This is a genomic window from Oceaniglobus trochenteri (genome assembly GCF_020529025.1).
Classification (GTDB): domain Bacteria; phylum Pseudomonadota; class Alphaproteobacteria; order Rhodobacterales; family Rhodobacteraceae; genus Oceaniglobus; species Oceaniglobus trochenteri.
Map to the genome: position 1 here is coordinate 94,701 of NZ_JACNMM010000010.1, position 24,776 is coordinate 119,476.

Sequence of the window (24,776 nt, forward strand, 5' to 3'; positions counted from 1 at the left end):
TGACGAGGTTGATGATGCCAAAGATCACAAAACGGCTGGTTGAAAGCGTCAAGAGCCAGAAGAAGGACTACGTTGTCTGGGACAGCGACCTGCCTGGCTTCGGGTTGCGTGTTTTCGCTTCTGGGACCTAAGCGCCGCTTTGCTGGGCTTCGCCCAATGGGCGAATCCCTCATTCGACACCACCATGATTGCCCGCGTCTCGGTGTATTCGAGCCAGCGCAGAATCGTCGCTGTCAATGAAACGCCATAGCGCTTTGCCAGTCGACCGAGCGCTTCGAAATCGGCGCGAGCCTTGGCTGGCAGTTGGCGACGAAAGTCATGAAATGGCATCAGCAACGCGGCGGCGAACTCGTCTGCATCCTGCTCGATGCCGGATCCGTCGCGCCGAACCACCGCGTTCTCGTCACAATAGATGCCGCCGTCGTAACGCCCATCCTCTTCAATCAACTGGCGGTGCAGCACGTAGTGGGCGAACTCGTGCCCCACGGTGAACGAGCGACGTCCATCAGACTGACCTGCATGGTACATGATCGCCCATTGGCGCGGCCGCGCCTCCCCATAGACCAGCGCGCCGACGCAGCCCGGGATGTTACGCTCGACGACCTCGTGGATGGGACTGTCCGGCGCGACCTGACGAGAATACTCCAGCGCGAGGCCGATCACATCGACCGGCGCTCGATCAAACCGATCCGCTCCAAGGACCAGGTCGAGCATTTGCGTGATGCGGGCCGCCTCCTTCAACGGCTGGAGGCGGATCCGCTCGCTCATTTGCGGGTCTTCGTGTCGAGGATGCGAGCCATCTCGCGAATCTGCCGGCGCGTTTCTTCCGGGAGGCCGCTGTACTGCCGGAAGAAGGCGGTGTCCTCCGCCTCGCTGAGGGTCTGCGTGTCAGCCCCGATTAGGTAGTCGACGGTCACCCCCAAGGCACCAGCAATTGCGGACAGCTTCTCGGCCGATGGCCTGGGCGGATTCTTGTTCTCAAGTTCCCAGATGTAGCTCTTCGATGAGCCGGTCTCCTGCGCAAGCTGATCGAGCGTCAGGCCCTTTTTCGTTCGTAAGTCCTTGATTCGCTCACCAAATTTCATAACCGGCCCTTCTACTCGATCCGCCCCAACCCTGCGTTCGGAGTAGCTATATTCTATGTCCCTTGACAGACGCATTCAAGCTTCCCATCTTGTTCGGAGTAGACGCACTTAGATTCATATCATCCCGAACATCGCGCGGGCGGTGGCGAGATGCACAGACGCAGCAGCCCGCCACGGAGATCGATGTGAACATTCAACTTGCGCCGACTGGCCTCAATCCCTTCGACGACCCTCTCGACCGCATCCTTGCCGAGATCGCGCTCAGCGTTCAGTTGCCGCCCTCGCTGCATGACAAGGCGAAGTCGCGTTACGAGGCGGTGCGGCGCCATCTCGCGGCCACGACGGCCTTCTTCGACCAGATCGAACACTTCTACCCGCAGGGCTCCATGGCGATCGACGCCACGATCTCGACGCGCGGCACCGACGACGAATATGATCTCGACATCGTCTCGCAGGTCGGCGGCCGCTTTCGTGGCATGACGCCTCTCGAAATCCTCACCGAGCTCGAAGCCGCCCTCGCCGACTATCCGGTCCAGCGGGTGTTGCGGCAGACGCGCTGCGTCACCCTGTTCTACGCCGACAAGATGCATCTCGACGTCACGCCGTCGTTGCGTGTCTACGGCACGCTCGATCGCGAAAGCCTGATCACTCACGCCAAGGGCCCGCGCTGGTCGGCCGACGACCGGTTCGTCGACATGAACGCCTATGGTTTCGCGCAGTGGTATGCGAGCAGGACGCCGCTCGAACTTCGCATGGCGAAGGAATTCCATCGGCGGTGGCTTGACCATGCCGGTCTTGCCGCTCGCGCCGACGCCGATGTGGATGATGTTCCGGATCAGTGCGATTTCATCGTCAAGAACACCGCGACGCTCGCCCTCCAGCTCCTCAAGCGCTTTCGCAACATTCGCTACGCGAGCTACACCGGCCGCATCCCGCCGTCGGTGATGCTCTCCTACTACGCCGGGCTCGCCGCGCAGCCGAACATGTCGCTCAGCGCCATGCTCGTTCGCCTTGCGAGCTGGATCATCCGCGACATCGAGCAGGCTTCGCTCTACAGGCGGCTTCTGCATGTCGCCAATCCGATCTGCGAGACCGATGTCTTCACGGACCGCTGGCCCGAATCCATCGCTCAACAGGACGAGTTCGCCGGGCATCTGCGCGAGCTCATCCGTTCGCTCGAGGCGATGCGCAAGGGGGAGATGTTCCCCGACACGATGATGGACACGCTGCGCGGGAACTTCGGGGACCGCGTCGTGACCCGGGCCGCCGACCAGATCGCCACCGAGCTCGGCGGCGGCATCCAGCAATCCCGTCAGCTCTACACGCGACGCGGCGGCCTCCTGTTGCCTTCTGCCGCTGCGGTCGCGGCGCCGATGGTCAATCCGGCGGTTTCGGTGGCACGGCCTCACACCTTCTTCGGGCGCAAGATCTGATGACAGCGGCGATCCTCTCCATCGACGAGCAGGTCGCCGCGATGAAGGCGGCCTGGCCGCAGTTCGCGGCGCGCCGGATCGATCGCCGCGCGCAGTCCGCGCGGTGGGTGGGGAGCGTGAGACCGCAATATGCGAACTACTCGCTGGAGATCCGCTATGAGGTCGGGTCGTTCCCCGAGGTGCGCGTACTCTCACCCAAACTGGTTCGGTTGCCCGGCAATTCCGAGGGCCAGCTGCCCCACGTCTATCCGCCGGCCGAGGATCCGACCCTTTGCTTGTTCGACCCCCGTGAAAGGGAATGGACAGCGGCGATGACAATCGCGAGCACGACCGCCCCTTGGGCGCTCGACTGGCTCGCTTGCTACGAACTTTGGGTGATGACCGGGCGCTGGACCGGCGGCGGGCGCCACGCCGGACAGGACATCGGCGAGGCAAGGGAGACAACACGATGAACTATGTTCCGCCGCGGCGATCGGACGGCACAATCCAGCACGCGCGTCTGAAGCAGCCATGGCCACAGGGCCGCCCGTTTCGTATTCTGTCGATCGACGGCGGCGGAATTCGTGGCGTCTTTCCTGCAGCCGTCCTGGCCGAACTCGAAAGCCGCTTCCTGGGCGGCGCGTCCATCGCCAATCACTTCGACATGATCGCGGGCACGTCGACGGGCGGCATCATCGCGCTCGCCCTTGCCCATGGGATGACGGCTCGACAGGCATTGAACATCTATCTCGAGCGCGGCGACCGCATCTTTCCGCCAGCGGCTGGGCTCGGCAAGGTGTCGAGGGCGCTGCGCTGGGTGTTCAAGCCGAAGCACGACCAGGCCGCCCTCAAGGATGAGCTGCTGCGGATCTTTGGTGACAAGGTGCTCGATGATGCCATCACCCGGCTGGTGATCCCCAGCTTCGAAGGGCGCCACGGCGAGCCGTTCCTCTACAAGACGCCACACCACCCGGACTACCAGAAGGACCGCCACAAGAAGTTCGCGCATGTGGCGCTCCACACAACGGCGGCCCCGTCCTATTACCCCGGCGTCGAGGACGATGGTTACGTCATGATCGATGGCGGCATCTGGGCCAACAATCCGGTCATGAACGCCCTGGTCGACGCCCTCGCCTGTTTCGACATTGCGCGCGAGGACGTGCGTATCCTGAGCCTGGGCACCGGTGAGTCCACCTTCTCTGTCGATGAGCGGGCGCGCAACGGCGGCATCAAGGATTGGGCGTTCCTGCGCTCCTTCAATGCGGCCGCCCGTGCGCAGTCCCGCAATGCCCTCGGCCAAGCCTATCTGCTGGTCGGCAAGAACAACGTCACACGGATCGATGTGCCGGAAAGCGATGCGCCGATCGCGATGGATGACGTGCAGCGCTCCGTCCGGGAACTGCCGATGGTGGCGCGCAGTCTCGTCGAAGGCGCAGGGCATCACATCGAGCGCATGTTTCTCGACGGCGCGGTCGAGCAATTCATCCGCTGCCCGATGACGTAGACGTCTGGTCGAGCACCAGTCCCTACCGGGCCGTAAGCAGACGACAGGCCAGTTCTCGCTCGCCCCAGCGTGTCGAGAAAGTGTCGGAGACCTCGAACCAGCTTCCGTCATTGCCCATGCCATGATTGGCACCCATGCAGGAACACTGGCATTCGTGCCCCTGTGCTTCTTGGCACGCTCGCGCGCAGATCTCCTGCTCCCGATAAGGCTGGATGATGTAGACCTTGCCGTAGCGCTGCAGCGCCCGATCGACGAAGTCGTTGAACCAGGATTTCGGCAGCTCCCAATAAGCATGATCGCCGCCGATCCACTCCGGTGCCGTTCGCCGGCCGTCCTGAAGCCATTGCCGATTGTCGTCAGCAAACGGTAGTCGCACTCGAAGCTTCTCACCACGCCCAGTCCGGCGCAGTACGACTGGCGTTGTCTTCTGCTTCCAGACGTAGTTGAGGGTGAGCCGCTCCATGGACACCTTCTCCAGTTCACCGGCCGCCGCGTCGTGCTCGGCTGAGAATTGATCTTAGCGCGACTGCCGCTCAAGGGCCTGCGCGCAGGCGTCATCCACATTCCCGGCCCGCACATAAACAAGACAAGTAATACTCCACGATTTTCGCTGGAAAACCAGACCGAAGTCGCATGCCGGAGGATCCATGACCAAAGATGAACTGCTGGAATTACTGAAGGCGCGCAAAGCGTTCATCGCTCAATGCGCGCGGCCAGGTAAGGCTGATAAAGGTCTCCGCATGCATCCTCGCGCCGCGTCTCCCTGCGCGCGAGTCGCACCATGACTCATGCAACGTTTTCTGCTATTTTGCGTGCGCTGGGGGAAGAAAATTGAATATCACGGAAGACCAAGATGAGGCGACCGAGTCGCCTGCAAAGGTGAAGTCGGTCGCCGCTACTCTTCTTGGCGAGTTCTTCGACTCCCTGGAAAAAGAAGAAGGCTTCGGCGAAATAGCGCCCAGGCTTCGCAAGGTTGTTCTCGAAGACGGTGTCTTCGCAGAACCGTCAATTCGCGCCGCCTTGTTTCCGGACGCCTCATGATCCGGATCGAGAAGATACATATTAAGGAATTTCGCGGTATCCGAGAGCTGACACTTGAGCTGAAGGGTCAGAACTTCGCCGCCTGCGGACCGAATGGAACCGGCAAGAGCGGGATCGTGGACGCGATCGAGTTCGCTCTGACGGGCAACATCTCGCGCCTGGCCGGCGCCGGAACCGGAGGTCTCTCTGTCAAGGCGCACGGTCCGCATGTCGACAGCCGTAACAAGCCCGAGACGGCGTCAGTCACCCTGGATGTCATCATCCCCTCACTTGGCAACAAGAAGGCCCAGATTCGCCGCACCGTGAAGTCGGCAAGCGCGCCGGAAATTAAGCCCGCAGACAAGGGCGTCATCGCCGCGTTCGAGAGCGTCAACCTTCACCCAGAGTTCGTCCTTTCACGCCGCGAGCTGATCCGATACGTCCTCTCCGAGCCGGGTCAACGGTCGAAAGAGGTCCAATCGCTCCTGCGCCTCGACGACATCGAAAAGTTGCGAGGTGTACTGCAGAAGATAGCCAACGCCTGCACCAAGGACCTCCCGGGGTTGGAGCGCGCGGAGAAAGACGCCATCACCAACCTTCTTGCTGCACTCGACACCGCGCAGCTCAGCAAGAAATCCGTCCTCGACGCCGTCAATCCGCGACGGGAGTTACTCAGTCTCCCGCCGTTGACCGACCTCGACGCTAACACCTCAGTAAAGGACGGGCTGACCACCACCGCTGCAAGCGCGCCGGGCTGCGTGCCGAAGGTGCAGGCTGCCGCAGATCTTTCGACATTGCGAGAAACGCTTCTCGCGCTCCAGGCCGATCCATTCAAGCATGCGTGCTCAACCGCCGACGCGAGCGCCGCGGAACTCGGGAAGGACGCCGAGAGCCTCAACGGCCTATCGCGCGAGTCCCTCCTGAAGTCGGCGCTGGAGCTGTATGACGGGACCGCCTGCCCGGTATGCGACACGCCGTTCGAGCCCGACGCCTTCACGGGTCACCTAGCCGGAAAGCTGGCGCACCTCGAAGACGTAAGCAAACGGCGCGCAGCACTCGAAGCTGAACTTAAGCCAATCCTCGACGCCCTCCATGCCGCTGGCACGGCCCTGAACACCATGATCGATCACGCTGGCATGTTCTCCCCGAAGATCGACGCCACCGCGCTCACCGAGTTCAGGACCGTTCTTCGAGGACGATACCTGCAGCTTCAAAAACTCCTGCCGCTCGATGATACACGCGCGGTCCTATCGGCGGCTCACAGCATCTCGGACATGGAGCCATCGCTGGCCGCGCTTGCCGCTGCGATTGCTGCGATACCAGAACCCACCAAGCAGGATGCGGCGCGCGACTTCCTCGTTCTCGCGCAGGAGCGGCTGGAGACCTACCGAACCGCGCGGCTCAGGTTCGCGGCCGGCAAGGTTCGTGCGGACCGCGCCACAAAGGTCTTCACCAGCTATGGCACCGTGACGACGACCGCCCTCGAAAAGATCTACAAGAACGTCGAGACTGCTTTCGCAGGCTACTACAGCAAGATCAACGAGGACGACGAGAAGGCGTTCACCGCGAAGCTTATGCCCTCGATCGGCAAACTCGGCTTCGATGTGGACTTCTACGGCCGCGGCCATTTCCCGCCCGTGGCGTACCATAGCGAGGGCCATCAGGACGGAATGGGGCTCTGCCTGTATCTCGCGCTCATGAACTATCTGCTGGGTGGAAACTTCACGTTCGCGGTCCTCGACGACGTGCTGATGTCCGTCGACGCTGGCCACCGCCGTCAGGTCTGCACCCTCATCAAGGAGATGTTCCCCAACACACAGTTCATCTTCACGACGCATGACGAAATCTGGCTGCGCCACATGAAGTCCGAGGGTCTCATCAAGGGGCGCAACTTTGCCCACTTCCGGACCTGGACGGTTGATTTTGGACCGACCGAGTGGGACGATCGCGACGTCTGGGCGGAGCAGGAAAGCTACCTCGCCAAAAACGACGTCCGCGCCGCTGCCGGTCTGCTTCGCCACTACCTCGAGCATTTCGCAAAAGAAGCGTGTGATCGCCTGCGGGCAAATGTCGAATTCCGCGGTGATGCCCAGTTCATGCTAGGCGATCTTCTTCCGAACGCGACCAGCTCGCTGGGCGAACTCCTCAAGAAGGCCAAGGTCGCTGCCAACTCTTGGAACCAGAAGGATGTCGTTGAGCGGATCAGCGCTATCGAGGTCGCGTTCGGTGAAGCCAAGACCAAGACCGGTTACGAGAATTGGCAGATCAACACTGCCGTCCACTTCAACGAATGGGCCGACCTCAAGAAAGAGGATTTCGCCCCCGTGGTAACGGCGTTCCGCGCATTCACTAGCGCTTTCGGCTGCAATACATGCAACGAGATGTATTTCGTTGCTCCCGACCGTGGCAAGAAGGAAGCGCTACGGTGCGGATGCGGATCCTTAAATCTCAATCTTTTGCAGAAAGGCGGTTAGTCGCGGCCAACTAACGGATTTATCGGCGGGCTTCCCGAATCCATGGCAACCTGTTTGTTTGACCCCCTCTAGAATCCAAGAATAACCGTCATTTCAAGATCGCTTCGACCACAATACTGCGCTGCCGTCAGGTGGCATACCCCCTCGTTGACCAAGTTGCGAACTTGCTTCTGTCCTCCCGAATGGCCGTTGTTGCAAGGTTGCTGCGATTGCCATGCCGCGCTGCCATCAGTCGGCTTCCCGCCCCTTCGTGCCATAGCCAAGACGAAGTGCGGCCATGGCCCATTCGTCGGCCTCGACGCGTCAATCGTAGGCAGCCCAGGGCAGCACAAAGCTCTGCTCCGGCGCCTAACATTCAGTTGGAACTGAGAATTCCTCACGCGCTGAGACCTTTGCCTCATGCATACTTCCCCCGCCAAGATGTGGAGGAAGAATATGCAGGTCGGCGATCCAATTCCTGAGGAAATCATCATCCGAGCACGAGAAAGCTTTGCACGACAGGGACTTATGGCGCATCTAGGGGCCGAAATGGCGGATATGCGCGCGGGGCTTGTCACGCTGCGACTGCCGTTCCGCCAAGAACTCACGCAGCAGCATGGCTACTTCCATGCTGGCGGGACATCGGCCACCCGAAGCCGTCTCGCGGCTCGCCCCTGAGTTCGGTCTCAAATCCGAAGCCCTTCTGGCCGGCATCGCCGACCCTGCCCTGAAAGAAAAAGTCCGGAAGATCGGAGAAGACGCGGTGGCACGGGGCGTCTTCGGATCTCCCATCTTCATCGTCGATGAAGAGCCTTTCTGGGGCTGGGACCGCATAGAGATGATGGCAGAGTGGGTCAGGACCGGCGGATGGTGAACGTACCGACGATCCGCCGCCTGTCCGCCGCGGACGCTCCGCGCCTTGCCGATCTGATGACGGCCTATCGGAGAGCCATGAGCGGACCGGCAGAGGCAATGACGCCGGAACAGGCCACACCTCTGATCGAGCGGGCCGGCAGCGAGCCGGATCTGCTGCTTCTCGGGGCGGTCCATGGCGGCGCGCTTGCCGGCTTCGCGCTGGCCTTCGACTTGCCCGAGATCATCTCAGGAAGCCGTGCCGGTCAGCTCGACGACCTCTTCGTCATGCCAGAGGCCCGGGGAAGCGGCCTTGCCCGCGCCCTGATTGGCCAGTTGACCGAGATCGGTACCGCGCGCGGCTGGACCCATCTGCGCTGGCTGGTGCCGCAGGACAATCTGACGGCGAAACGGTTGTATCTGTCGATCGCCGATCCCGCGCCGTGGGACAGTTTTCGGATCGAGCTGAGCCAACGCCGCTCAATCTAGGTCGATCCGGTACCGTTTCACCGGATCGAGCGTGGCAATCCGGTCATAGAGCCGCTGCGCAATGAGGTTCTCATCGCCGGTTTCCCATTCGATGCGGCGCCAGCCCTGCTCGCGCCCCTCCGACCCAACCACCTTTGGTGCGTCGAGCTATCGGGAACTCGCAAAGGCGGGATGTTTCGCGCATGGCAGCGCGTACCTGGCTGACCAATTCGAAACCTGCGGTTTCGAGATCTGCGAAGTCAGCGAGATCATCCATGAGCAAAGCTCCACGCAGAAAATCCCGGGTTTCGTCGCGGTGCTGCGCAAGAGGAACGGCGTTGAAGGCCCCCTAAGCAACGGCCCCTTGCCGGGCCATTGATCTGAGCGATCCCGTCTATTGCCCGGAAGCGGCAGGTCTCTTCCCGATGATGTTCATCGCCTTGAAGCTGGCGACCACCTCGTCGCGCTGGTTCACCGCCTCCACAAAAGAATGCACCAGCCCCCGGTCCGCCTTCGTTCTTGACGGTCGGGCTTCTGTGATCGTGATCCTCACCTGGAGCTGATCGCCCGGACGCACGGGCACAGACCACCGTATCTCATCCACTCCCGGAGACGCCATACTTGCAACAGAGGTCAGGTAGTGTTCCACGAAGAGCCTCATCATCAGGCCAATCGTATGCCAGCCACTGGCAATGATTCCACGAAATGGGCCGCTCTCTGCGGCGCCCCGATCTATGTGGATTGGCTGCGGATCAAACTGGGCGGCAAATTCGATGATTTCGTTTTCGTGAACCTCCACCCTGCCAAACTGGAAGCAACTTCTGGCGACGTAGTCCTCAAAATAACGCGCATTCCTGGGGACTTCGAAGGACGTCTGAACTGGGGGGTCTTGGCTCATGTCTCGCACCTTCATCCATTAGGAAGCGGGGCACAGCATTCACCGCAGCCCCGCTCAGCTCATGCGAGCTGAGTTCGATTGAAGGCAATATCTGCCGGGTCAGCTCAGCAGCTTCGTCGCATCCAGCTTGTCCATGAGAGTGGCCCGGGTCGACCAGCGATAGGGAAAGGCCAGCCGGTTCAGTTCGTCGAGCAGGCCCGGCGTCGTGACGCCAGGAAAGCCGGTGATCGTCAGGACGCGAAGGTGATGATTACCCAGGCGCGGCTCCAGCCCGCCGGCCAGCGCCTGGTCGGGCAAGAGTGCATCGAGATAGACCGGCACCTCGGGCACGCGCACGTGGTGCCGGTTGGTCGAGATCGTCGAATGCAGGTAGGTCAGCGTAGCGGCGTCATCGAGCCAGTGGCAGTCTGGCATGAAGCCGTCGAGCAGCGCCAGCACGCGATCGGTGCGGTCGATGAAACCGCGGACCTGTTCCCAGGGGTTCACACCTGAGGTCTCGCGGCCCTCGTAGAGCCAGGACTCCGAACGCGCCGCGTCCTCGGCAGGCGGAAGCCAGAGGAGCGTCAGGAAATAGCCGGAGACGAAATGGCTCCCCTCCTCCTCAAATTCGGCCTTGCGCTCGGAATCGACCAGCGCCGATGCCGCATCCGGAAAGATGCTCACCGGATACGTCGCGGCCTCAGAGCGCTGTGCTTCCACGAAGATCGCCCACCCGGAACCGAGGCGGCGGAAGGCGTTGTTCAGCCGTCCTGCCACCGCGACCAGTTCGGCCGCGACCGCGCTGTCGAGATCGGGACCCCGAAACGTCGCTGTCCTCTGAAACGAGCCGTCCTTGTTGAGGACCACGCCCTCCCCGACCAGCGCCACCCAGGGCAGGTAGTCGGCGAGGCGCGAGGCAGTGTGACGGTATTCTGCGAGATTCATCATGGGAGTTCACACCGAGAGATGACCGGGAATGCGCAAATGGCGGCGCGCAACCTCGACGAAGAGCGGATCGCGCCTTGCCGCCCAGACAGCAGCGATGTGGCCGACGGCCCAGATCAGGATCCCGACCAGCCAGAGCTGAAGCCCGAGGCCGACCGCACCGGCCAGGGTGCCGTTCAGGATCGCGACCGAACGCGGTGCGCCGCCGAGTAGGATCGGCTCGGTCAGCGCGCGGTGAACCGGCACGCTGAACCCCGGCACCGCGTCGAGGGCTTCGAAACTTTGCCATTCGCTACCGCTCATGGTGTTCCTCCCTCGAAACGCTCCCCCGGAGCCTTTCGTGTCCCTGCGGGCCAACGGTCGTCACCATCAGATCAGCGCTCCGCCAGGCTTGCCACTCCGTCCTTGGTGCGCATCGCCACAAGGTTCGGCGCGGCGCATTGCAGTTCTCGGGTGTCTTCGATGATCACGACGCGATCGGAGGACTTGGCCACCTCGGCGAGCAGCGCATTGGTCAGCGTGGTCTTGCCGGTCGAGGTACCCCCCGCCACCAGGATATTGGCACGTGCCGCAACCGCCTGGCGCAGCGCCTCGGCCTGCATCAAGGTCATGGTTCTGGCGGTGACGTAATCTTCGAGGGTGAAGACGGCGACAGCGGGTTTGCGGATGGCGAAAGCCGGAGCGGCAACCACGGGAGGCAACAGCCCCTCGAAGCGCTCGCCTGTTTCCGGGAGTTCCGCAGAGACGCGAGGGGAGAGGCCATGAACTTCGACCCCAACATGGTGGGCGACGAGGCGAACAATACGCTCGCCGTCCGCTGCGCTGAGCGTTTTGCCGCTGTCGGCCAACCCCTCGGAAAGTCGGTCGACCCAGAGCCGCCCATCGGGGTTGAGCATCACCTCGACGGTCATGGGGTCGTCCAAAAAACCGGCGATCGCCGGCCCGAGCGCGGTGCGCAGCATCCGCGCGCCTCTCCGGATCACCTCTGGTCTCTGATCGGTCTTTGCCATGCCGGCCCCGTTCCCTTACGGGCGCCTCCAACAGGCCGCCCTGGATCGGGGTCGATTAAGAAAGCCGTAGATGCCTACGGCTCAACAGGTTTCCGAGGGGTGTAGTAGCGTGGCGTGCAATGACAGGAAAACGGCGGAATGATCCCCAGTTTCATTCCGTGAGGAAGGTATAGTGGCAACCGTCATGAGAACATGGTGAATTCGGGCGGGAAGCAGCCTGATGGCAGTGCGGCATGGCGAGCGCAACAACTCTGGCGAACCAGACGTTCATGCAGGTCGCCGCGACCACCGTGGGCGAGTATTCCGTGTCGAACGGAGATCGGCCTGACGGCAATGCAGCATCCCCTACTTCTCCGGCCTCCATCGCCGCAAGTGCCTGGCAATTTACGAGCGCGCCGCGACCAGCCACCTGTCATACTCGGACGTCGTCGAACTCGAAAGCCTGGGCGGGTTGATCCGCACGCTTCAAAATCTCAAGATTCGCTTGTTTTTCGACCTACAGAGGTCGTAGTACTCAATGTGTGTCTGTCATCAGCAATGCACGATTTGGCCACTCCGCCAGATTGGATTTCATCAATGAGCGCCACCTTCAACAATCTGCTTTTGGAGCGTGGTATTGCTCCAGGGGAGGTCGCGCTTCTTCGCCATCACACTCCCAAACGCGGCGCTTCCGCAGCGAGCATCGCAGATCTTTGGCGCGACGACCCGGAGGGTTTCATCCTCTACCAAGACACCCAAGAGAAGGACCGCCCTATCTTGCGCAAGCGAAGGATATGGGCCTCGTTCGTCTCACCGAATCCGGGCGATACACTCTTCGTCGGGCTATTCGATGCGAAGTATTTGAATACGGGAGTGGCCGATTGGACCTGTCCGTATCGCGGGGACCAGCCCGGTGAAGGAAAGCCCGTCGACCGCTTTTCCACGCACCTCCGGAGCGAACTGTCCGAGCAGATTGGAAAGCTCCACGTTGACTGGCCGGATTCCAATGTCCGAACCTGGAAACGCAAAGCTGAGGGGCTGACCCTCCCGGTGGTCCCATCGACGCTCGTGCGGCAGACTGGACTTCCTATTCATGATGCGGACCTTGTCGATGCGCTGGAGACGTTGGGTTTCGAACAGCGTAATCACACCGGCAAGGTAGTGCAGATGCGACGCGGCGATTTCATTGTTTACGTGAAGCGGGAAACTGCTATTCGGCCCCTGGTCGTTCACCCAGGCTTCCTCGACGTGGCGGATAGCCTTCGGGCTCTAGGCGTCGATACCGTTGAGCCACCTCGGAGCTACGTGAACGCGCATCTTCGGGAATTCCCGGAATACATCGCGCCACATCGCACGACCGTCGGCCGTCACGGGTTTGCTCTCGGCGTCTCCGATAGCAATCTGGCTGCTACGATCGCGTTGTTGGAGCGCGCAAGTCGCCTGGAGACTGACGACGGCCCAGTCAGGGTGGTGGCGCCTCCCGAGGACCCGCTCACTGAAAAGGAGCGCTTGCAAGCCGCGAGGATCGGTCAAGGCGACTTTCGGAACGCCCTCGTCGTCGCTTGGGGCGGGACGTGTCCGCTGGCTGGCGTTGATCACCTTCCGCTTTTGCGTGCCTCCCACATCAAGCCGTGGCGAAGCTCCACGAACACTGAGCGGCTCGACCCCTTCAACGGACTCTTGCTCGCAGTGCATGTCGATGCCTTGTTCGATCGAGGTCTCATTTCCTTCCAGGACAACGGAACGTTGCTCGTCTCCAACACGCTGAGCCAGGATAATCTCGACCGATTGGGTATCGTCCGAGGCGCGATGATCTCCGGACTCGACGCACGCCATGGGGCGTACCTTGCGCATCATCGCGCCCACTGTTTCGTCCCATAGCGCGGCTCCGTAATGAGCACGTTTTCCCACATCACATTGGAGGGCCGTGACAAACCCCTGACCCTGGCCTTGCCGGCGACGGGCAACGCCGCAGCATTCCTGCATTTCGCCCGCGCGGACGCCTGGAGGGGCTTCATCGCCGGGCTGGGGATAGCCCGGCGAATCCCAGAGAATATCCAGCGAAAATTCGTCCGGGCGCAGACGCTCTACCTGTTGGGCTGGATCGACTTCAGCCTGATCAAGGCCGGCGAGCTGGCGGCACTGATTGCGCTCGAACGGGCCGTGATGGACCGCCACGGCGGGGAGCTCTTGAAGAGAAAACGCAGCTTCTCTGCACGCCTCAAGCATATGGTGACAGCCGATGGGCTGACCGGCAGGGACATACCTACGGTCGAGCGCTGCGGTGGGACAGCGATCGGGCAGTTCGCCGGCGACGTTCACCCAACCCTTGCCGAGCGGCGGAACACACTCGCCCACGGCGACCCGTTCGACGGCCTCCCGACCGGCAGCCTCCTTGAGCTCGTCCGCGACCTGATCAACTACGCTTATCGCGATTGCATCGCCGAGGCAGCTTCGTTGGGAGCGCCAACATGACCACGTTTCGCTGGAAGAACTGCTTCGCCGACGTCCTGACGAGCAAGCACGGCCTGACCATCCACTCCTACCTGGACGACGTGATGGTGCCGGCGCTCGAGACGCTCGACGCAAAGATCGCGGAACTGGGGGCGAGTGACTCGCCCGGTCATCAATTCGCTCAGGCCGACATGGAAGCGGTGAAGAGTGAGGCGATCTTGGCCTTCGGCTTGTCGATCCAGTCGATCTGGGAACGGCAGATTCGCAGCTATCTGCGCGGTTGCGCGAACAAACTACGCCCCGGCGAGCCCATCGCCGACAAGATCGACAAGGCCAACTGGAAAGATTTGCAAAAGTGGTTCCGAAGTTTGCGCGGCATAAATTTGGACGAGTTTCCGAGCTTCCCGCTCATCGATATCCTCCAGCACCTCGGCAATGCGTGCCGCCATGGTGACGGGGACTCGGCGATAGAGCTGCATCGGCGCCGACCCGACCTTTGGCCTGTGATGCCGCCCATGCCGCCCGGCTTTGGCGAGCCGCAGGCAGGGCCCGCGCCACCGCCTGCAGGCTCGATGGTGATCCCGGTCGCCGCCCTGCGCGAGTTCGTCACCGCGATCGCCGCGTTCTGGCGGGATGCCGAATATATCTACAATGAAAGCATTGAACGGAAGCACGAGAACCTCGAAGCCCATCTGGTCAAGCAGCGGGCGGAGCGCAGCTGGTTTCCACAGGCGCGCAACGAGGCCGGCTGATGGGCGCGAACGCCGCCATGATCACCGTGGTCGAGGATCTCTGGCGCATCCCTCGGCCAGGCCCCAAGAACCTCCTGAGAGCGCCGCGCTTCAACGCTCTGAGCGAGCTCTGCGCGGCGGAGTATGGCATCGACAAGCCCGTGTTCGCGCTCAGCACCGCTCTGCGATCGCTTGGGCTCCCGTGCCATCTGCCGGAAGGGAAGACTCATCTGGCGCTCGATCCTGTCGTTGCGGCGAAGGCTCTCGATGAGGCTTGCCGCCGCAAGACGTCGGTGCGCCGTCACTTATGCCCGCTCGATCTCGCCGACGATCTCCCGGTCATGACGTTTGGGCGGTCGCGGGTTGCGCAATTCAGTGCCGGCGAGTTGGCCGCTCTTTTCGATGCCCCACGGATTGAGCGGACCATGCCCAACGAGCCGCTCGACGCTCGGCGGCTTGCGCAATTTCAATGGTTGGTCGTCGAGGAGGAGATTGCCCTCGATCCTCAGCCGGAGAAGCGCGCGTCGCCGTGGCTGTATATGGCGATGAACCGCGACTTCGGGGAGATCGACCCGCACCTTGGGCAATTTCCGCCGGCAGTTGAGGCTGCGCTCTTCTACTTGATCCTCGCCCCGTGGGAGGACTGGTCGACTATGCAGGAGGTCGACTGGCGCGGCTTCCGGCTGCCCTGGATTCACACGGTGGACGAGGACCTGTTCATCCGGCCGGCGACCCCACCGAGCGCGGACAGCCTTACGCTCGAACCATGGATTGTCGATGACGACGGCGAAGAGATCGAACTTGAGCGGGCGACTGAGCTTCCACTGAGCGACGATGCCAAGCGGGGGCTCGCGTTGATGACCGATCAGGCTTGGCGCGTCGTTGAGACTGCCCGCGCAACCCCCCTATTCGAGACGCCGATCGTGCACTTTCTAGTGCGGGCCTTCCTGTCGGACGGCATCGATGAGGTCATGGCCCACATGACCGCGATCGAAGCGGCGGTTGGTCTGGAGATGGATCACAAGGCGTTTACCGCCGAGCGACAGCGCCTGGCGGAAGGTCAGCCAATGCTGGGTTGGATAGCCCTGCTGAATGACGGCGCCCCAGAGGATCAGGACATTGATCCCGGAATACTGCCGACCCGTGCTGGCGTTGCGCGGCATGGCGAGCGGCGCTTGCGCCGCCGCCGTCCCCCAGGGCTGGACCCAGGGCAGCCGGCCCTCCTCCAGCTCGGCGATGATCTTGTCGGTGATGTCGTCATAAAAGTTGGTGCGCGGGCCGCTTTTGCGGGCCGCGTGATGCTCACTGGTCATCGGGATGATCTCCGCGACGGGCGCCGGAGGCCTCTCCTCCAGCCCTCAACCCGTCACGGAAAACCCGTCCGCACTTTCACTCTCAGGGGGCGTTGCGGGGTCTCCCCGCTGATGGGGGTGTGTCGGCAACGCCAGTTCCAACCAGGGGGAAGGCTTTCGGCAGAGGTGCTGCGAGCGATACCGCACCAGCGCGGCACCACGCCCCAATTTATGCAGGCCAGCATGATTGTCGCTTGAAAAGCAAACTAAGAACAAGCTTTCTAGGTTTCAGTGCGTCCCTGAAACATGGATCTTAACTGCAAAAATCCTATGGATCCGAGGTATGATCGCCAAGCAACCCAAGCTGCCTGTCGATTTCCTTGAGTCGCAGCCGAACTGACGCTCGGTCAGATATCGGACTACGCGGCGCACTTCGATCGGGAGCACCAGACAACAATGCAATTAGCTCGTCGCGCTCGTCCTCCAATCCCGCCAACTGCTCAACGCGATTTCGTTCAGATTCACTCTTGGAGAGGCGTTCCTTGGCTTCACTATCTTGCCTCAGACTTTGTTCCACCGCGTCGAGATCTTTCTGAATCTCCGGATGATGTTCGGCGGCGATCCGTATGAAATTCCCAAATTCGTAGATGTGAAAGTCCTGATCGCTTTCCCGTTTGAACTCTTCGACCAGTTCCGGCCGCGGTCCAAGCTTTTTGCCCTTATGGATCCACCACCAGTCCTCCTTGACGTCATCGGATATGAAAATGATCGGTCTTTTCTCGGCTTTCGCCTTCTCGATCATGTCTTTCCATATGATCAGGTCTCCGTACTTGCGGTACTCGTCACCATCCTTCTTCGCGTCGAGGTATCCAGGGGGAACTTTGGCCGCGTATCGGGTCTCTCCCTCTTTCTTGATCTTCACGAGTTCCGCGTCCGGCCAGCGCTCTCCGACACGATCCTCCAAGAGCTCCGTCAGGCGGTCAACCACCGTCCCGATCTCCGCCTCGGGGTGTGCGTTCCGCGCGGCATCGATCCTATCTTTGAAATCCGCCAGCTGGACGTCGAGCGCCGAGACCTCGCGCTCAATGTCTATCGTGGGGTGCGCCCTCAACTGTCTCAGTTGGTCGCGAGCCTGCCGGATCGTCTTCTCGTAGTCCCGGAGGATTTGATCATAGGCGTCCACCACGGAACGCTCGACGTCGAGCCGGTTTCGATGAAACTCCAACGCCACCTGATAGGGCACCCAAAGGGACGGTTGCAGGACTCCGAAGAGCCGAAGCAACTCCTCGCGCACCGCTTTCGGGTGCCGCACGCAGTGCAGCAAGATATTCGCGTCGGGAACGAAGAGCGCGTGCTCCCAGATGTTGGCGAGCTCCTCGGCCGTTTTCGGATACCATCCCTCAAGCGCCTTCCGCATCCCTCACTCCCACCAAACGATCGGATCGACACCGAGGCGCGCGGCGGCGTCTCGAACCAGTTCTCGCGTATCGAGATCGACCGTTTTGCCATTCTCAATCACGACCACCGAGCACGCTTTCGCGCGAGACGACGCTCGCTGCCGCTCGAAAGCCGCCATCAGAAGGTGCTTCCAATCCCGGCTGTTTCCCCAGCAGACCACCCGTCCATCGCTCAAGAGCAGGCCGTGAGGTTTAATGTATTTTCGGACGATCGTGAGTTCTGGTGGAATGTCGAGGGCGCGAAGAACTTGATCCGCGCTTGCAAGCAACCGCTCGCGGGCGTAGTCCTTGACCAAAGTATCCTTGATATAAACCCGGACAGCGCGCGGATCCATGAAATGCCCGAGCTTGCCGCCGATCTCCGGCGCGCGGGTCCATTGCTCATAAAAGTTCGAGTGGTCGGCGTCCGACATGGTCAGCCAGCTCAAATCATCCAGCTTCGCCCAAAGCGCCTCCTTGATCGCGCGCCTGATCTCCTCGGGCATATTCATTGTACGGTCCCCCCGCCATGAGGCTCCGGGAAGTCGAAGCGAGGCAGTTCCAGCATCGCGTCGCCCTCGCGAGAGAAAAGATCAGCCTGATCCTTCATCCATTCCAACATGAAGCTCCCGGCGCTGGCGTCGCGGAACTCCACCACCCCGGGCAGGCGAAGGCGCTCGATGTCGCCCTTCGCGCCTCGCTCCAGTTCGATCACCTCCGAAATCCTGCGGATATCACTCACGAAGTCCAGGACCACCACTTTGTCTTTGGTCGGACTTGTACGCAGGCCTCGCCCCAACTGTTGCACGAAGATTCTGCGACTATGGGTCACTCGCATGAACGCGATGAGGTCGACGTCAGGCACGTCCACGCCCTCGTTGAAGAGATCGCGGGTCGTGACCAGGTCGAGGGCCCCACTCCTGAAACGGGCCATCACCTCGTCACGTTCGCGAGCGGACATCTCACCGGTGATGGCCTCGCAGCGTAGACCGAAGAGCCCCAGCATCGCCGCGAAGCTTTTTGCGTGCAAAACGGTGGAGCAAAACACGATACCGGACCGGCGGGCTTCGGCGTCGAACACCTCCCTGATCCTGCGGGCGGCCTCCTCGTCGCGAGTCGGCAGCAGCAAACGCTTGTTCAACTGCGTGATCGAATATGCGTTGCGGGATTGATCACGCACGAGTTGCCAATCGATGTCGTCGGCGAACATGCGGTAGTCGGCCTCGCACAGAAAGCCGCGCTTCAGCCCTTCCGCGATTCCTACTCGAATAACGGGAGGCCCTAGAAGTGTGTCGATGTCATAGCCGTCCCCTCGCCAGGGTGTCGCGGTGACGCCGCCAATCATGGAATCCACCATGCGATCGGTTACTTGGCGGAAGGTGTCGGAGCCCACATGATGCGCCTCGTCGATCAAGACGAGCCCGAAGTCCGGAAGCTCGTCGAGCCGAGCGACCGCGCTCTGAACGGTCGCGAAGGTTATCCCCTCCCAGAACGCCGGCGTCTCGCCTCCGATCAGGCGATGGGTCGGGATTGATTTCGGTAGCTGATCCCAGAACGCGCGTTGCAACTGGTCCACGAGTTCGCGTGTTCCGGCCAACACAAGGGCTCTGCCATCCGGGATACGCGCGTCCGCGAAGAGACGCGCGGTCGCCTCCGACATCACCACGGTCTTGCCGAGACCTGTGGCGAGCACGACCTGCCCCCTACCCGTCTCCCGAAGCGCGCCCACGAAAAGCTCCACGGCGCTTTCCTGATAGTCCCTCAGATCTCTGCGCGCTGGTGGGAATTCCGGGCTCTTTTGGGCCATTGCGAGGAGTGTCGCAGGTTCAAGAACCCCGATCTTCAGACCAAGTTTGCCCCAGCGTTCAATGGCGGAGCGTGTCGCGGGGCCCGCAGGGCGAGAGGTCGCCACATACATGCGCGATGCGCGGTAGAAGCGCCCCGCCTCGGCGACCTCGTCCACTGCGGCGGCCGCCGCGTAACCATTTGTGGTGAACTTACATTGGATGACCCAGAGTTCGCCATTCTTCCGACCCAAAACATCCGCGCCGCGATCGCCGGACCCACCCACAACCCGAACATCCTGGAAACCATTGCAGATCAACAGCCGAGCGACATCACGCTCGAAGGCCTGCCAAGGCCCTTTCAGTAGTCGTCTGGCATCCAGAAAGGCGTCCGTCATTCCAAATCCACATCCGGCTTCATGAGACGGAGGGAGCAGGTCGCTCGAATGATCTCGTCGCGGTTCGCCGTCTCAAGGTCGCGAGAGGACTGGTTCGCCAACCAGAGCGTATCGCCCAGATAGGCCTCATAGCGTGAGACGAGACGACGCCGAGCCTCCTCATCGATATGGTCAGCGCCAAAACTCAAGGTCTCATAGGGGTCCGACCAATACTTGCCATCGAAGAACAGTTCTGGATGCCGAGTGAAGGTCGCGACGACCGCCTGAGGATCCATATATTCCCAGAAACGGCCTTCGGAAATCACCTTGGGCACATCCACGACCCCGCGCGCCGCCATTCTTCGCGCCACATGCTCCCGATCGGGCTTCGAGAGCTCGGCGTAATATGTTTGGCCTTGACCCTCCGGGATCAGGTTCGCCACCGCCTTCGCGAACTCCTCGAGGCCCGTGTTCGCCATCGATATGACTTCGGACGGCTCCAACCGTGTCGCGCTGGCGTAGCTCGAGCGGTAATCGGCGAGAATATTCGCCAGCGTCACGTCATGCACCTGACCTTTCAGGAAATCCAGGGTCTGCACAGAGAGCTCAGTCAATAGCGCGTCCATAGCGGTCATCGTAGTCGACCGAAACACGTCATGGGTTGGGTTCATCACAAACGCGTAGGTTCGGGTCGCCACGTCGTCGAGTTCAAACGACCAGGGAAGACTACCCGTGAGCGCCTTGTCAGTTGGCTCCGAGGCGAAGGCTTCCACTTGGAACTCAACTCGGTAAGTCGGGTGCACGTATTTGCGCGATAGCTCATGGATTTGATTGCGCTCGGCTGGCGGCTCCGCCGGTTCCGGCTCCGGCAAGACGTCCGCGCCATCGGTATCACCCTGCGAGCCGCCGCTGGTCGACCCGTCCTCCCCATCGTCGAGGAAGCCGTCAGGAAGGTCGGTGTCGCCACTCTCCCCCAAAATTTCCTTGTCCTGCTCCTCGACCAGCTTCCACCACCGCTCGTCGTCAAGATAGTCGGCGTCGTTCTCATAGAACGACTGGGCCATCTGCTCGGATCGATCGTTGTCTTTGACCACGAGTACCCTCGACCAAAGGCCGTTTTTGCCTTGCGGACTGGAGCGTCGGAACGCCTGGAATAACTTGTAGAGAGGGCTGGGGTTTCCGTCGAAGCCACTTTGCTTCGCCGCTTGCGGCCGCAAGGGGCCCTCTCCCCTGACGACTCGGACCATCTCCTCCCAAGACGGGTCGTCCCTCTCGAAGCGATCTTTAGTGTAGCTGACACGGCAATGGTCAAGATGAACCTCTCCCACAAAACGACCGCGGCTCCGCGGATCGTCAATCGGATACTCGATCTCCGCATTGTCCCCGTTGTTCCAAGCGAAAAGGTCTTTCGAGCCGATCTCGATCTTGCGGCCGTTTCGAACGAAGTCGATACCGAAGTCTGATTTGTGCAGATAGCGTTGGAGCCCAACCCATCCCCTCACCCGGCGTTCCGTAGTCACGATCTCGCAATTTGGACCACCGTTGGGGCATTGCTCCTCATCGCCGCTCAAGGCCCGCATGCAATGCGTGCAATACCTCCGCGGCGCGAGCGCGACGTCGAACCGCTCGACCGCGTGGACAACCGTCCCGTCGCTCAGCTCCACCGAACGGTCGGGATCCCAGTGACAATGGCGCCTGGGTTCCAGCTTCGTTCCGTTCACCTTCAGTCTGATCCGGCCCGCCTCGGATTCGCGCAAGATCGCGGAATAGGCGCGCGCGAGATGCTTGCGGATCGTTCCGAGATTGGCCGATCGCGCGAGATAGGCGCGCTGATCGGGCTTCAGCTTCGTGATGATGATTTCGGTTCCGTGCTGGGTGTGGTTCGGCTTCACCCGTGTTTGTCGCGGTGTTTTGTAGCTCTGGCTCGCCCGAAGCCCCTCGAGGTCGATGCGCACACCGACCCATTCCGGCTCGCCTGCGCGCGTGGTCCAAACCTCGGTTACCGTGCCGAGCCGCGCCGTGGCGATGTTGAAACCCATGCCGAACAGCCCGAGATTGGTCAGAGGGTTGTTCCCCGACCAACCAGCTCGCACCGCGCGCTCCAGCACATCGATCGCCATGCCTGGACCGTTATCCCGGATGGAGAGACGCGCGTCGCTCTTGTTCGACGTCGGGATCGTGATCGTGATTTCAGGATGGTCTATCGGCGTGCCCGCTCGAGCCGCCCCGACGAAACCGTCAATGCTGTTGTCGATCAGTTCCGCGACGCAACGCCATTGATGAAGATTGATCTCACCGAGCATCTGCAAGACGCGGGCGTCGGGAGTGAGATCAAATTCTTGAGTCATTTTTTTCCACCAAGCAGTACACGTCGTTCATGAAATAATTGAATTGATAGCGTGAAAAAAGCGCGACATCACAATCGCCTTGAAAAATCACCGATCAGCCTTTCGGGGGAGGAGCGATTTTCAAGAATTTGAGTTCTTGCTAAGATCGGGCGATCAACGTGCCGCTCGGGAAACGCCGATCGTCATTTTTGTAGCAGATGACATGGCTCGGAAGCGCCGTCGCATGCCATCCCGAGGGAAGTGCGGCGATGCAACGCTCAAGTACCTCGCGTGTCGTGATGTCAGGTCGCGGAATATCAACTTCGCTAGTTTCAAAATCTGGCTCGAAGGAATTTCGGGACGTCGCGTTCGGGCGCTGGAAGCGTAGCAGGAAGGGAAGGCCATCCTTGAGCTGCTGCATGACGTCCGCGACCGACTGTTTTCCAACTTTGAACTCAACGAAACAGTGATCCAAACGGATAGGATGCTGGGTGTCGAAATGGTCTGGTTTGTATGTCGTAGTATCTCGTTGTTGCCCGGGATCGTTCGAGCCAAAGCCGGAATGGTTCCAAGGGAGCTTCCCTTCCCCGCCATAGTGCGAGATCAAGGCTGCTTCGAGATCCATGGCAGCAAAGACGAATATTCGTATTGCCTTGAAGTGAATATCGCCCGGGCTGATGTACTGCCTACCATCCAACTTGCGCATGTGGCGGGTCAGCCGGTTCAGCAGGCCTTTCGAGCTTTCTGCTTTGCCAATATAGAGTAGTTCTCCCGTCACGCTGGAGCTAAGAGCATAAACGCCCGGCGCGTCCGAGACGCGCGTCAGGTTCAGGGCGGTAAGTTCAGCAGAATTCATCCCGTCAAGGAGGGCAACAATGTCCCTCAATAGGGCTCTTGGCAGATCAAATTCGAGCTCTGCATAGCCGTCGCTCATACAGTCTCCGCCATGTCCAATTTTTTAGCGACGCTGTCTCCAACCACGCGCGCCAATTCGGCGGGCACGGCGTTCCCGAGTTGACGCATGCTTTCGCTCCACGACCCGTGGAATCGATAGTCATCGGGGAACGTCTGCAGTCGGGCGGACTCCCGAACGGTGAAGTAGCGAACGAAACCATCCGCACGACGAAGCATGTTTTCTCCACCAGGCACTCCGTGCACGCCTGCCTTCAGAGTCTTCGAGGGTTCGTCCAAATGGCTGCCAGTGTGCCCCTTGTAGCTGCGGGCGCCAGGCTGGAAGCGGTGATCATGAAAGGCGGTGGCACGCTGCGTGTGTCGCGGATCGGGCAAATCCCCGATCGCGTCGCGCGTTGTCCGCCAAGGCTTTCCTTCGGGCTTCTCGTCTCGGGACATTCTCGCCGCTATCTGCGCAGCGCGTCCCTCCAGCTCACGATGGGGTTTGGGCACCTCATGGCGATCCCAATAGTCGCCGTAAATTTGGTCCCAAATCAGCGCGCGCTGATTGAACTCACCCTCTCCAAAGCTCCAGCACGCGTCCACATCATCGCGAAATCCAACGAACAATACCCGCTCACGACGTTGCGGCACACCATAGTTGGCGGCGTTTAGTAGCTTCGTGACCACGTTGTAGTGGAGGCCGGGCCGGCGGGTTGAGGTGTGATGTTGCTGCAGACGGGCCAAGTGTCCCTGCCAAGCCTCTTCGTCGCGGGCCAATAGCTCCGGATGCTCAAGCTGTAGCTGCACATAAGAGAAATAGTCCGCGAAGGCGGCACGGGTGAGGCCTTTCACGTTTTCGAAGATGAATGCCTTCGGCCGTGCCTCTCTTACCGCGCGAACAGCTTGCGGAAACATGTCTCTCGCGTCGTCATATGCACGATGCCGCCCCCCCAAGCTGAAGGGTTGGCATGGCGGTCCACCGGAAATCAGATCAAGAGCGCCTTCGTGGGCCGTGAAGTCTACGGAGCGTACATCGCCCTCAATCACATTCCAGGCGCACATGTCCGCAGGATCGGCGCCATCCAGAACGCCATGGTTTTCGCGTAACGTGTCACAACACCACCGATCATACTCGACGACCGCTTTAGGGATGAATCCAGCCTGCGCCAGTCCGATGCCCAAACCGCCCGCTCCGGCGAAGAGTTCGATCGAAGCACGTTGCCTCGTGATATTCGCCAGTTCGATAGACATGTTGACACCTGACTCCGTTTTCTCGTGTTAGACCAGATGGCACGCTGTGGATCAAGGCTGCCAAGTCAAGATATAGAGCAGAACCCTAAGATTTCCTCAATAACTAGCACCCCACACTACGTTACCGCCACATACCTTCTGATCACCCACCAACGGGGTAGACGGAACGGACCCCAACTCCCACCTGCTCCTCGACGACGCATGTCGAAAGACTCCCTTGTCAGAACAGGTCGAACAGTCACGTGTCGGCAGTCGCCTCCGTCCGGAAACCGCCCCCTAAACATGATAGCAGAGAGCGCCAATCGAAAGCACACGAAACCGTCGAACGTTAAGAGCTCGCGCCGCCTTTTCGTCTAAGTTTCGCGAACGCCTTCCAGAGGTTTCTGAAGGAAAATCGCATTCGTTCACTGCCGCAGGCACTGTGTCGATGATCCCGCCATAGAAACGTGCGCAGGCAACACGAAACACCTTGGCTAACTAGGTGAGCACGACGCACTCCAGCGGCGCCTTCCCCCGCCAAACCAACCCACCACTCTTGACACCCCAACCTCACTCTCGCTCTTAAGCGGGAACCTAAAAGCGCGACAGCGACCCTTGAGGCCCTCTTCCGGATGCCCCCAGCCGA

At 61.0% G+C, this 24,776-nt stretch carries 23 protein-coding genes and 2 pseudogenes; 11 read left to right on the forward strand and 14 right to left on the reverse strand.

Features of this window, described 5'->3' with window-relative positions; all coding sequences use genetic code 11:
* Nucleotides 1–48 precede the first annotated feature (48 nt).
* Both H7828_RS17220 and H7828_RS17225 read right to left on the reverse strand, forming a co-directional pair.
* The gene (locus tag H7828_RS17220) at nt 49–768 is read right to left on the reverse strand and encodes an ImmA/IrrE family metallo-endopeptidase (protein ID WP_226782305.1); all 720 of its coding nucleotides are present in this window, start codon (nt 766–768) and stop codon (nt 49–51) included.
* Nucleotides 765–1,085 (reverse strand): helix-turn-helix domain-containing protein, encoded by a 321-nt coding sequence (locus H7828_RS17225; protein ID WP_189044636.1) that lies wholly within the window; start codon nt 1,083–1,085, stop codon nt 765–767. The genes H7828_RS17220 and H7828_RS17225 overlap by 4 nt, the downstream gene beginning before the upstream one ends.
* A 185-nt stretch (nt 1,086–1,270) precedes the next feature.
* Here H7828_RS17225 and H7828_RS17230 point away from each other — a divergent pair, with 185 nt between their 5' ends.
* From H7828_RS17230 to H7828_RS17240, 3 genes are read left to right on the forward strand one after another with little or no spacing between them, the layout of a single operon-like run.
* On the forward strand, nt 1,271–2,518 hold the full coding sequence (locus H7828_RS17230; RefSeq protein WP_226782306.1) for a nucleotidyltransferase domain-containing protein: 1,248 nt from the start codon (nt 1,271–1,273) through the stop codon (nt 2,516–2,518).
* Nucleotides 2,518–2,970 carry a type II CBASS E2 protein gene (locus H7828_RS17235; protein WP_226782307.1) on the forward strand — a complete coding sequence of 151 codons (453 nt, stop codon included), beginning with the start codon at nt 2,518–2,520 and terminating at the stop codon, nt 2,968–2,970. Before H7828_RS17230 ends, H7828_RS17235 begins: the two co-directional genes overlap by 1 nt.
* Nucleotides 2,967–4,001, forward strand: coding sequence for a CBASS cGAMP-activated phospholipase (locus H7828_RS17240; protein ID WP_226782308.1), 1,035 nt, complete (start codon nt 2,967–2,969; stop codon nt 3,999–4,001). The genes H7828_RS17235 and H7828_RS17240 overlap by 4 nt, the downstream gene beginning before the upstream one ends.
* A gap of 22 nt (nt 4,002–4,023) precedes the next feature.
* On the opposite strand, the gene H7828_RS17245 is transcribed toward H7828_RS17240, so the two are convergent.
* Nucleotides 4,024–4,464 (reverse strand): hypothetical protein, encoded by a 441-nt coding sequence (locus tag H7828_RS17245; protein WP_226782309.1) that lies wholly within the window; start codon nt 4,462–4,464, stop codon nt 4,024–4,026.
* A 368-nt stretch (nt 4,465–4,832) separates the two neighbouring features.
* Here H7828_RS17245 and H7828_RS17250 point away from each other — a divergent pair, with 368 nt between their 5' ends.
* From H7828_RS17250 to H7828_RS17265, 4 genes are all read left to right on the forward strand, one after another.
* A complete protein-coding gene (locus H7828_RS17250) occupies nt 4,833–5,042 on the forward strand; it encodes a hypothetical protein (RefSeq protein ID WP_226782310.1) in 210 nt (69 codons plus the stop codon).
* A complete protein-coding gene (locus tag H7828_RS17255) occupies nt 5,039–7,495 on the forward strand; it encodes an ATP-binding protein (RefSeq protein ID WP_226782311.1) in 2,457 nt (818 codons plus the stop codon). The genes H7828_RS17250 and H7828_RS17255 overlap by 4 nt, the downstream gene beginning before the upstream one ends.
* Before the next feature lie 607 nt (nt 7,496–8,102).
* Nucleotides 8,103–8,348 carry a DsbA family protein gene (locus tag H7828_RS17260; protein WP_226782312.1) on the forward strand — a complete coding sequence of 82 codons (246 nt, stop codon included), beginning with the start codon at nt 8,103–8,105 and terminating at the stop codon, nt 8,346–8,348.
* Entirely contained in the window at nt 8,342–8,815 is a 474-nt protein-coding gene (locus H7828_RS17265; protein WP_226782313.1) for a GNAT family N-acetyltransferase, read from the forward strand. The genes H7828_RS17260 and H7828_RS17265 overlap by 7 nt, the downstream gene beginning before the upstream one ends.
* Here the strand turns inward: H7828_RS17265 and H7828_RS17270 are convergent.
* From H7828_RS17270 to H7828_RS17290, 5 genes and pseudogenes are all read right to left on the reverse strand, one after another.
* Complete coding sequence (locus H7828_RS17270) at nt 8,807–8,947, reverse strand: hypothetical protein (RefSeq protein WP_226782314.1); 141 nt, start codon at nt 8,945–8,947, stop codon at nt 8,807–8,809. The two genes, H7828_RS17265 and H7828_RS17270, sit on opposite strands and share 9 nt — an antisense overlap.
* Nucleotides 8,948–9,188: 241 nt before the next feature.
* Nucleotides 9,189–9,692, reverse strand: coding sequence for a MaoC family dehydratase (locus H7828_RS17275; protein WP_226782315.1), 504 nt, complete (start codon nt 9,690–9,692; stop codon nt 9,189–9,191).
* Between the two features lie 102 nt (nt 9,693–9,794).
* Nucleotides 9,795–10,619 (reverse strand): annotated as a pseudogene (locus H7828_RS17280) (conjugal transfer protein TrbE); the annotation flags it as partial.
* Nucleotides 10,620–10,625: 6 nt separating this feature from the next.
* Nucleotides 10,626–10,919 (reverse strand): VirB3 family type IV secretion system protein, encoded by a 294-nt coding sequence (locus tag H7828_RS17285; protein ID WP_111774803.1) that lies wholly within the window; start codon nt 10,917–10,919, stop codon nt 10,626–10,628.
* Nucleotides 10,920–10,996: 77 nt separating this feature from the next.
* Nucleotides 10,997–11,578 (reverse strand): annotated as a pseudogene (locus H7828_RS17290) (ATPase, T2SS/T4P/T4SS family); the annotation flags it as partial.
* A 624-nt stretch (nt 11,579–12,202) separates the two neighbouring features.
* Between H7828_RS17290 and H7828_RS17295 the strand changes: the two are divergent.
* From H7828_RS17295 to H7828_RS23000, 4 genes are read left to right on the forward strand one after another with little or no spacing between them, the layout of a single operon-like run.
* Complete coding sequence (locus tag H7828_RS17295; protein WP_226782316.1) at nt 12,203–13,486, forward strand: HNH endonuclease; 1,284 nt, start codon at nt 12,203–12,205, stop codon at nt 13,484–13,486.
* 12 nt (nt 13,487–13,498) lie between these two features.
* Complete coding sequence (locus H7828_RS17300) at nt 13,499–14,080, forward strand: hypothetical protein (RefSeq protein WP_226782317.1); 582 nt, start codon at nt 13,499–13,501, stop codon at nt 14,078–14,080.
* Entirely contained in the window at nt 14,077–14,811 is a 735-nt protein-coding gene (locus tag H7828_RS17305) for a hypothetical protein (RefSeq protein WP_226782318.1), read from the forward strand. Before H7828_RS17300 ends, H7828_RS17305 begins: the two co-directional genes overlap by 4 nt.
* Nucleotides 14,811–16,340 (forward strand): hypothetical protein, encoded by a 1,530-nt coding sequence (locus H7828_RS23000; protein WP_425354957.1) that lies wholly within the window; start codon nt 14,811–14,813, stop codon nt 16,338–16,340. Before H7828_RS17305 ends, H7828_RS23000 begins: the two co-directional genes overlap by 1 nt.
* Nucleotides 16,341–16,410: 70 nt before the next feature.
* Here the strand turns inward: H7828_RS23000 and H7828_RS17320 are convergent, their stop codons facing one another.
* The 6 genes from H7828_RS17320 to H7828_RS17345 form a co-directional block, all read right to left on the reverse strand.
* A complete protein-coding gene (locus tag H7828_RS17320; RefSeq protein WP_226782320.1) occupies nt 16,411–17,499 on the reverse strand; it encodes a PIN-like domain-containing protein in 1,089 nt (362 codons plus the stop codon).
* A 3-nt stretch (nt 17,500–17,502) separates the two neighbouring features.
* The gene (locus H7828_RS17325; RefSeq protein ID WP_226782321.1) at nt 17,503–18,030 is read right to left on the reverse strand and encodes a hypothetical protein; all 528 of its coding nucleotides are present in this window, start codon (nt 18,028–18,030) and stop codon (nt 17,503–17,505) included.
* On the reverse strand, nt 18,027–19,700 hold the full coding sequence (locus H7828_RS17330) for a DEAD/DEAH box helicase family protein (protein WP_226782322.1): 1,674 nt from the start codon (nt 19,698–19,700) through the stop codon (nt 18,027–18,029). Before H7828_RS17330 ends, H7828_RS17325 begins: the two co-directional genes overlap by 4 nt.
* Entirely contained in the window at nt 19,697–22,027 is a 2,331-nt protein-coding gene (locus H7828_RS17335; RefSeq protein WP_226782323.1) for an ATP-binding protein, read from the reverse strand. The genes H7828_RS17330 and H7828_RS17335 overlap by 4 nt, the downstream gene beginning before the upstream one ends.
* A gap of 139 nt (nt 22,028–22,166) precedes the next feature.
* Nucleotides 22,167–22,940: a GIY-YIG nuclease family protein gene (locus H7828_RS17340; RefSeq protein ID WP_226782324.1), complete on the reverse strand. Its 774-nt coding sequence runs from the start codon at nt 22,938–22,940 to the stop codon at nt 22,167–22,169.
* Nucleotides 22,937–24,151 carry a DNA cytosine methyltransferase gene (locus tag H7828_RS17345; RefSeq protein WP_226782325.1) on the reverse strand — a complete coding sequence of 405 codons (1,215 nt, stop codon included), beginning with the start codon at nt 24,149–24,151 and terminating at the stop codon, nt 22,937–22,939. Before H7828_RS17345 ends, H7828_RS17340 begins: the two co-directional genes overlap by 4 nt.
* Between the last annotated feature and the right edge of the window lie 625 nt (nt 24,152–24,776).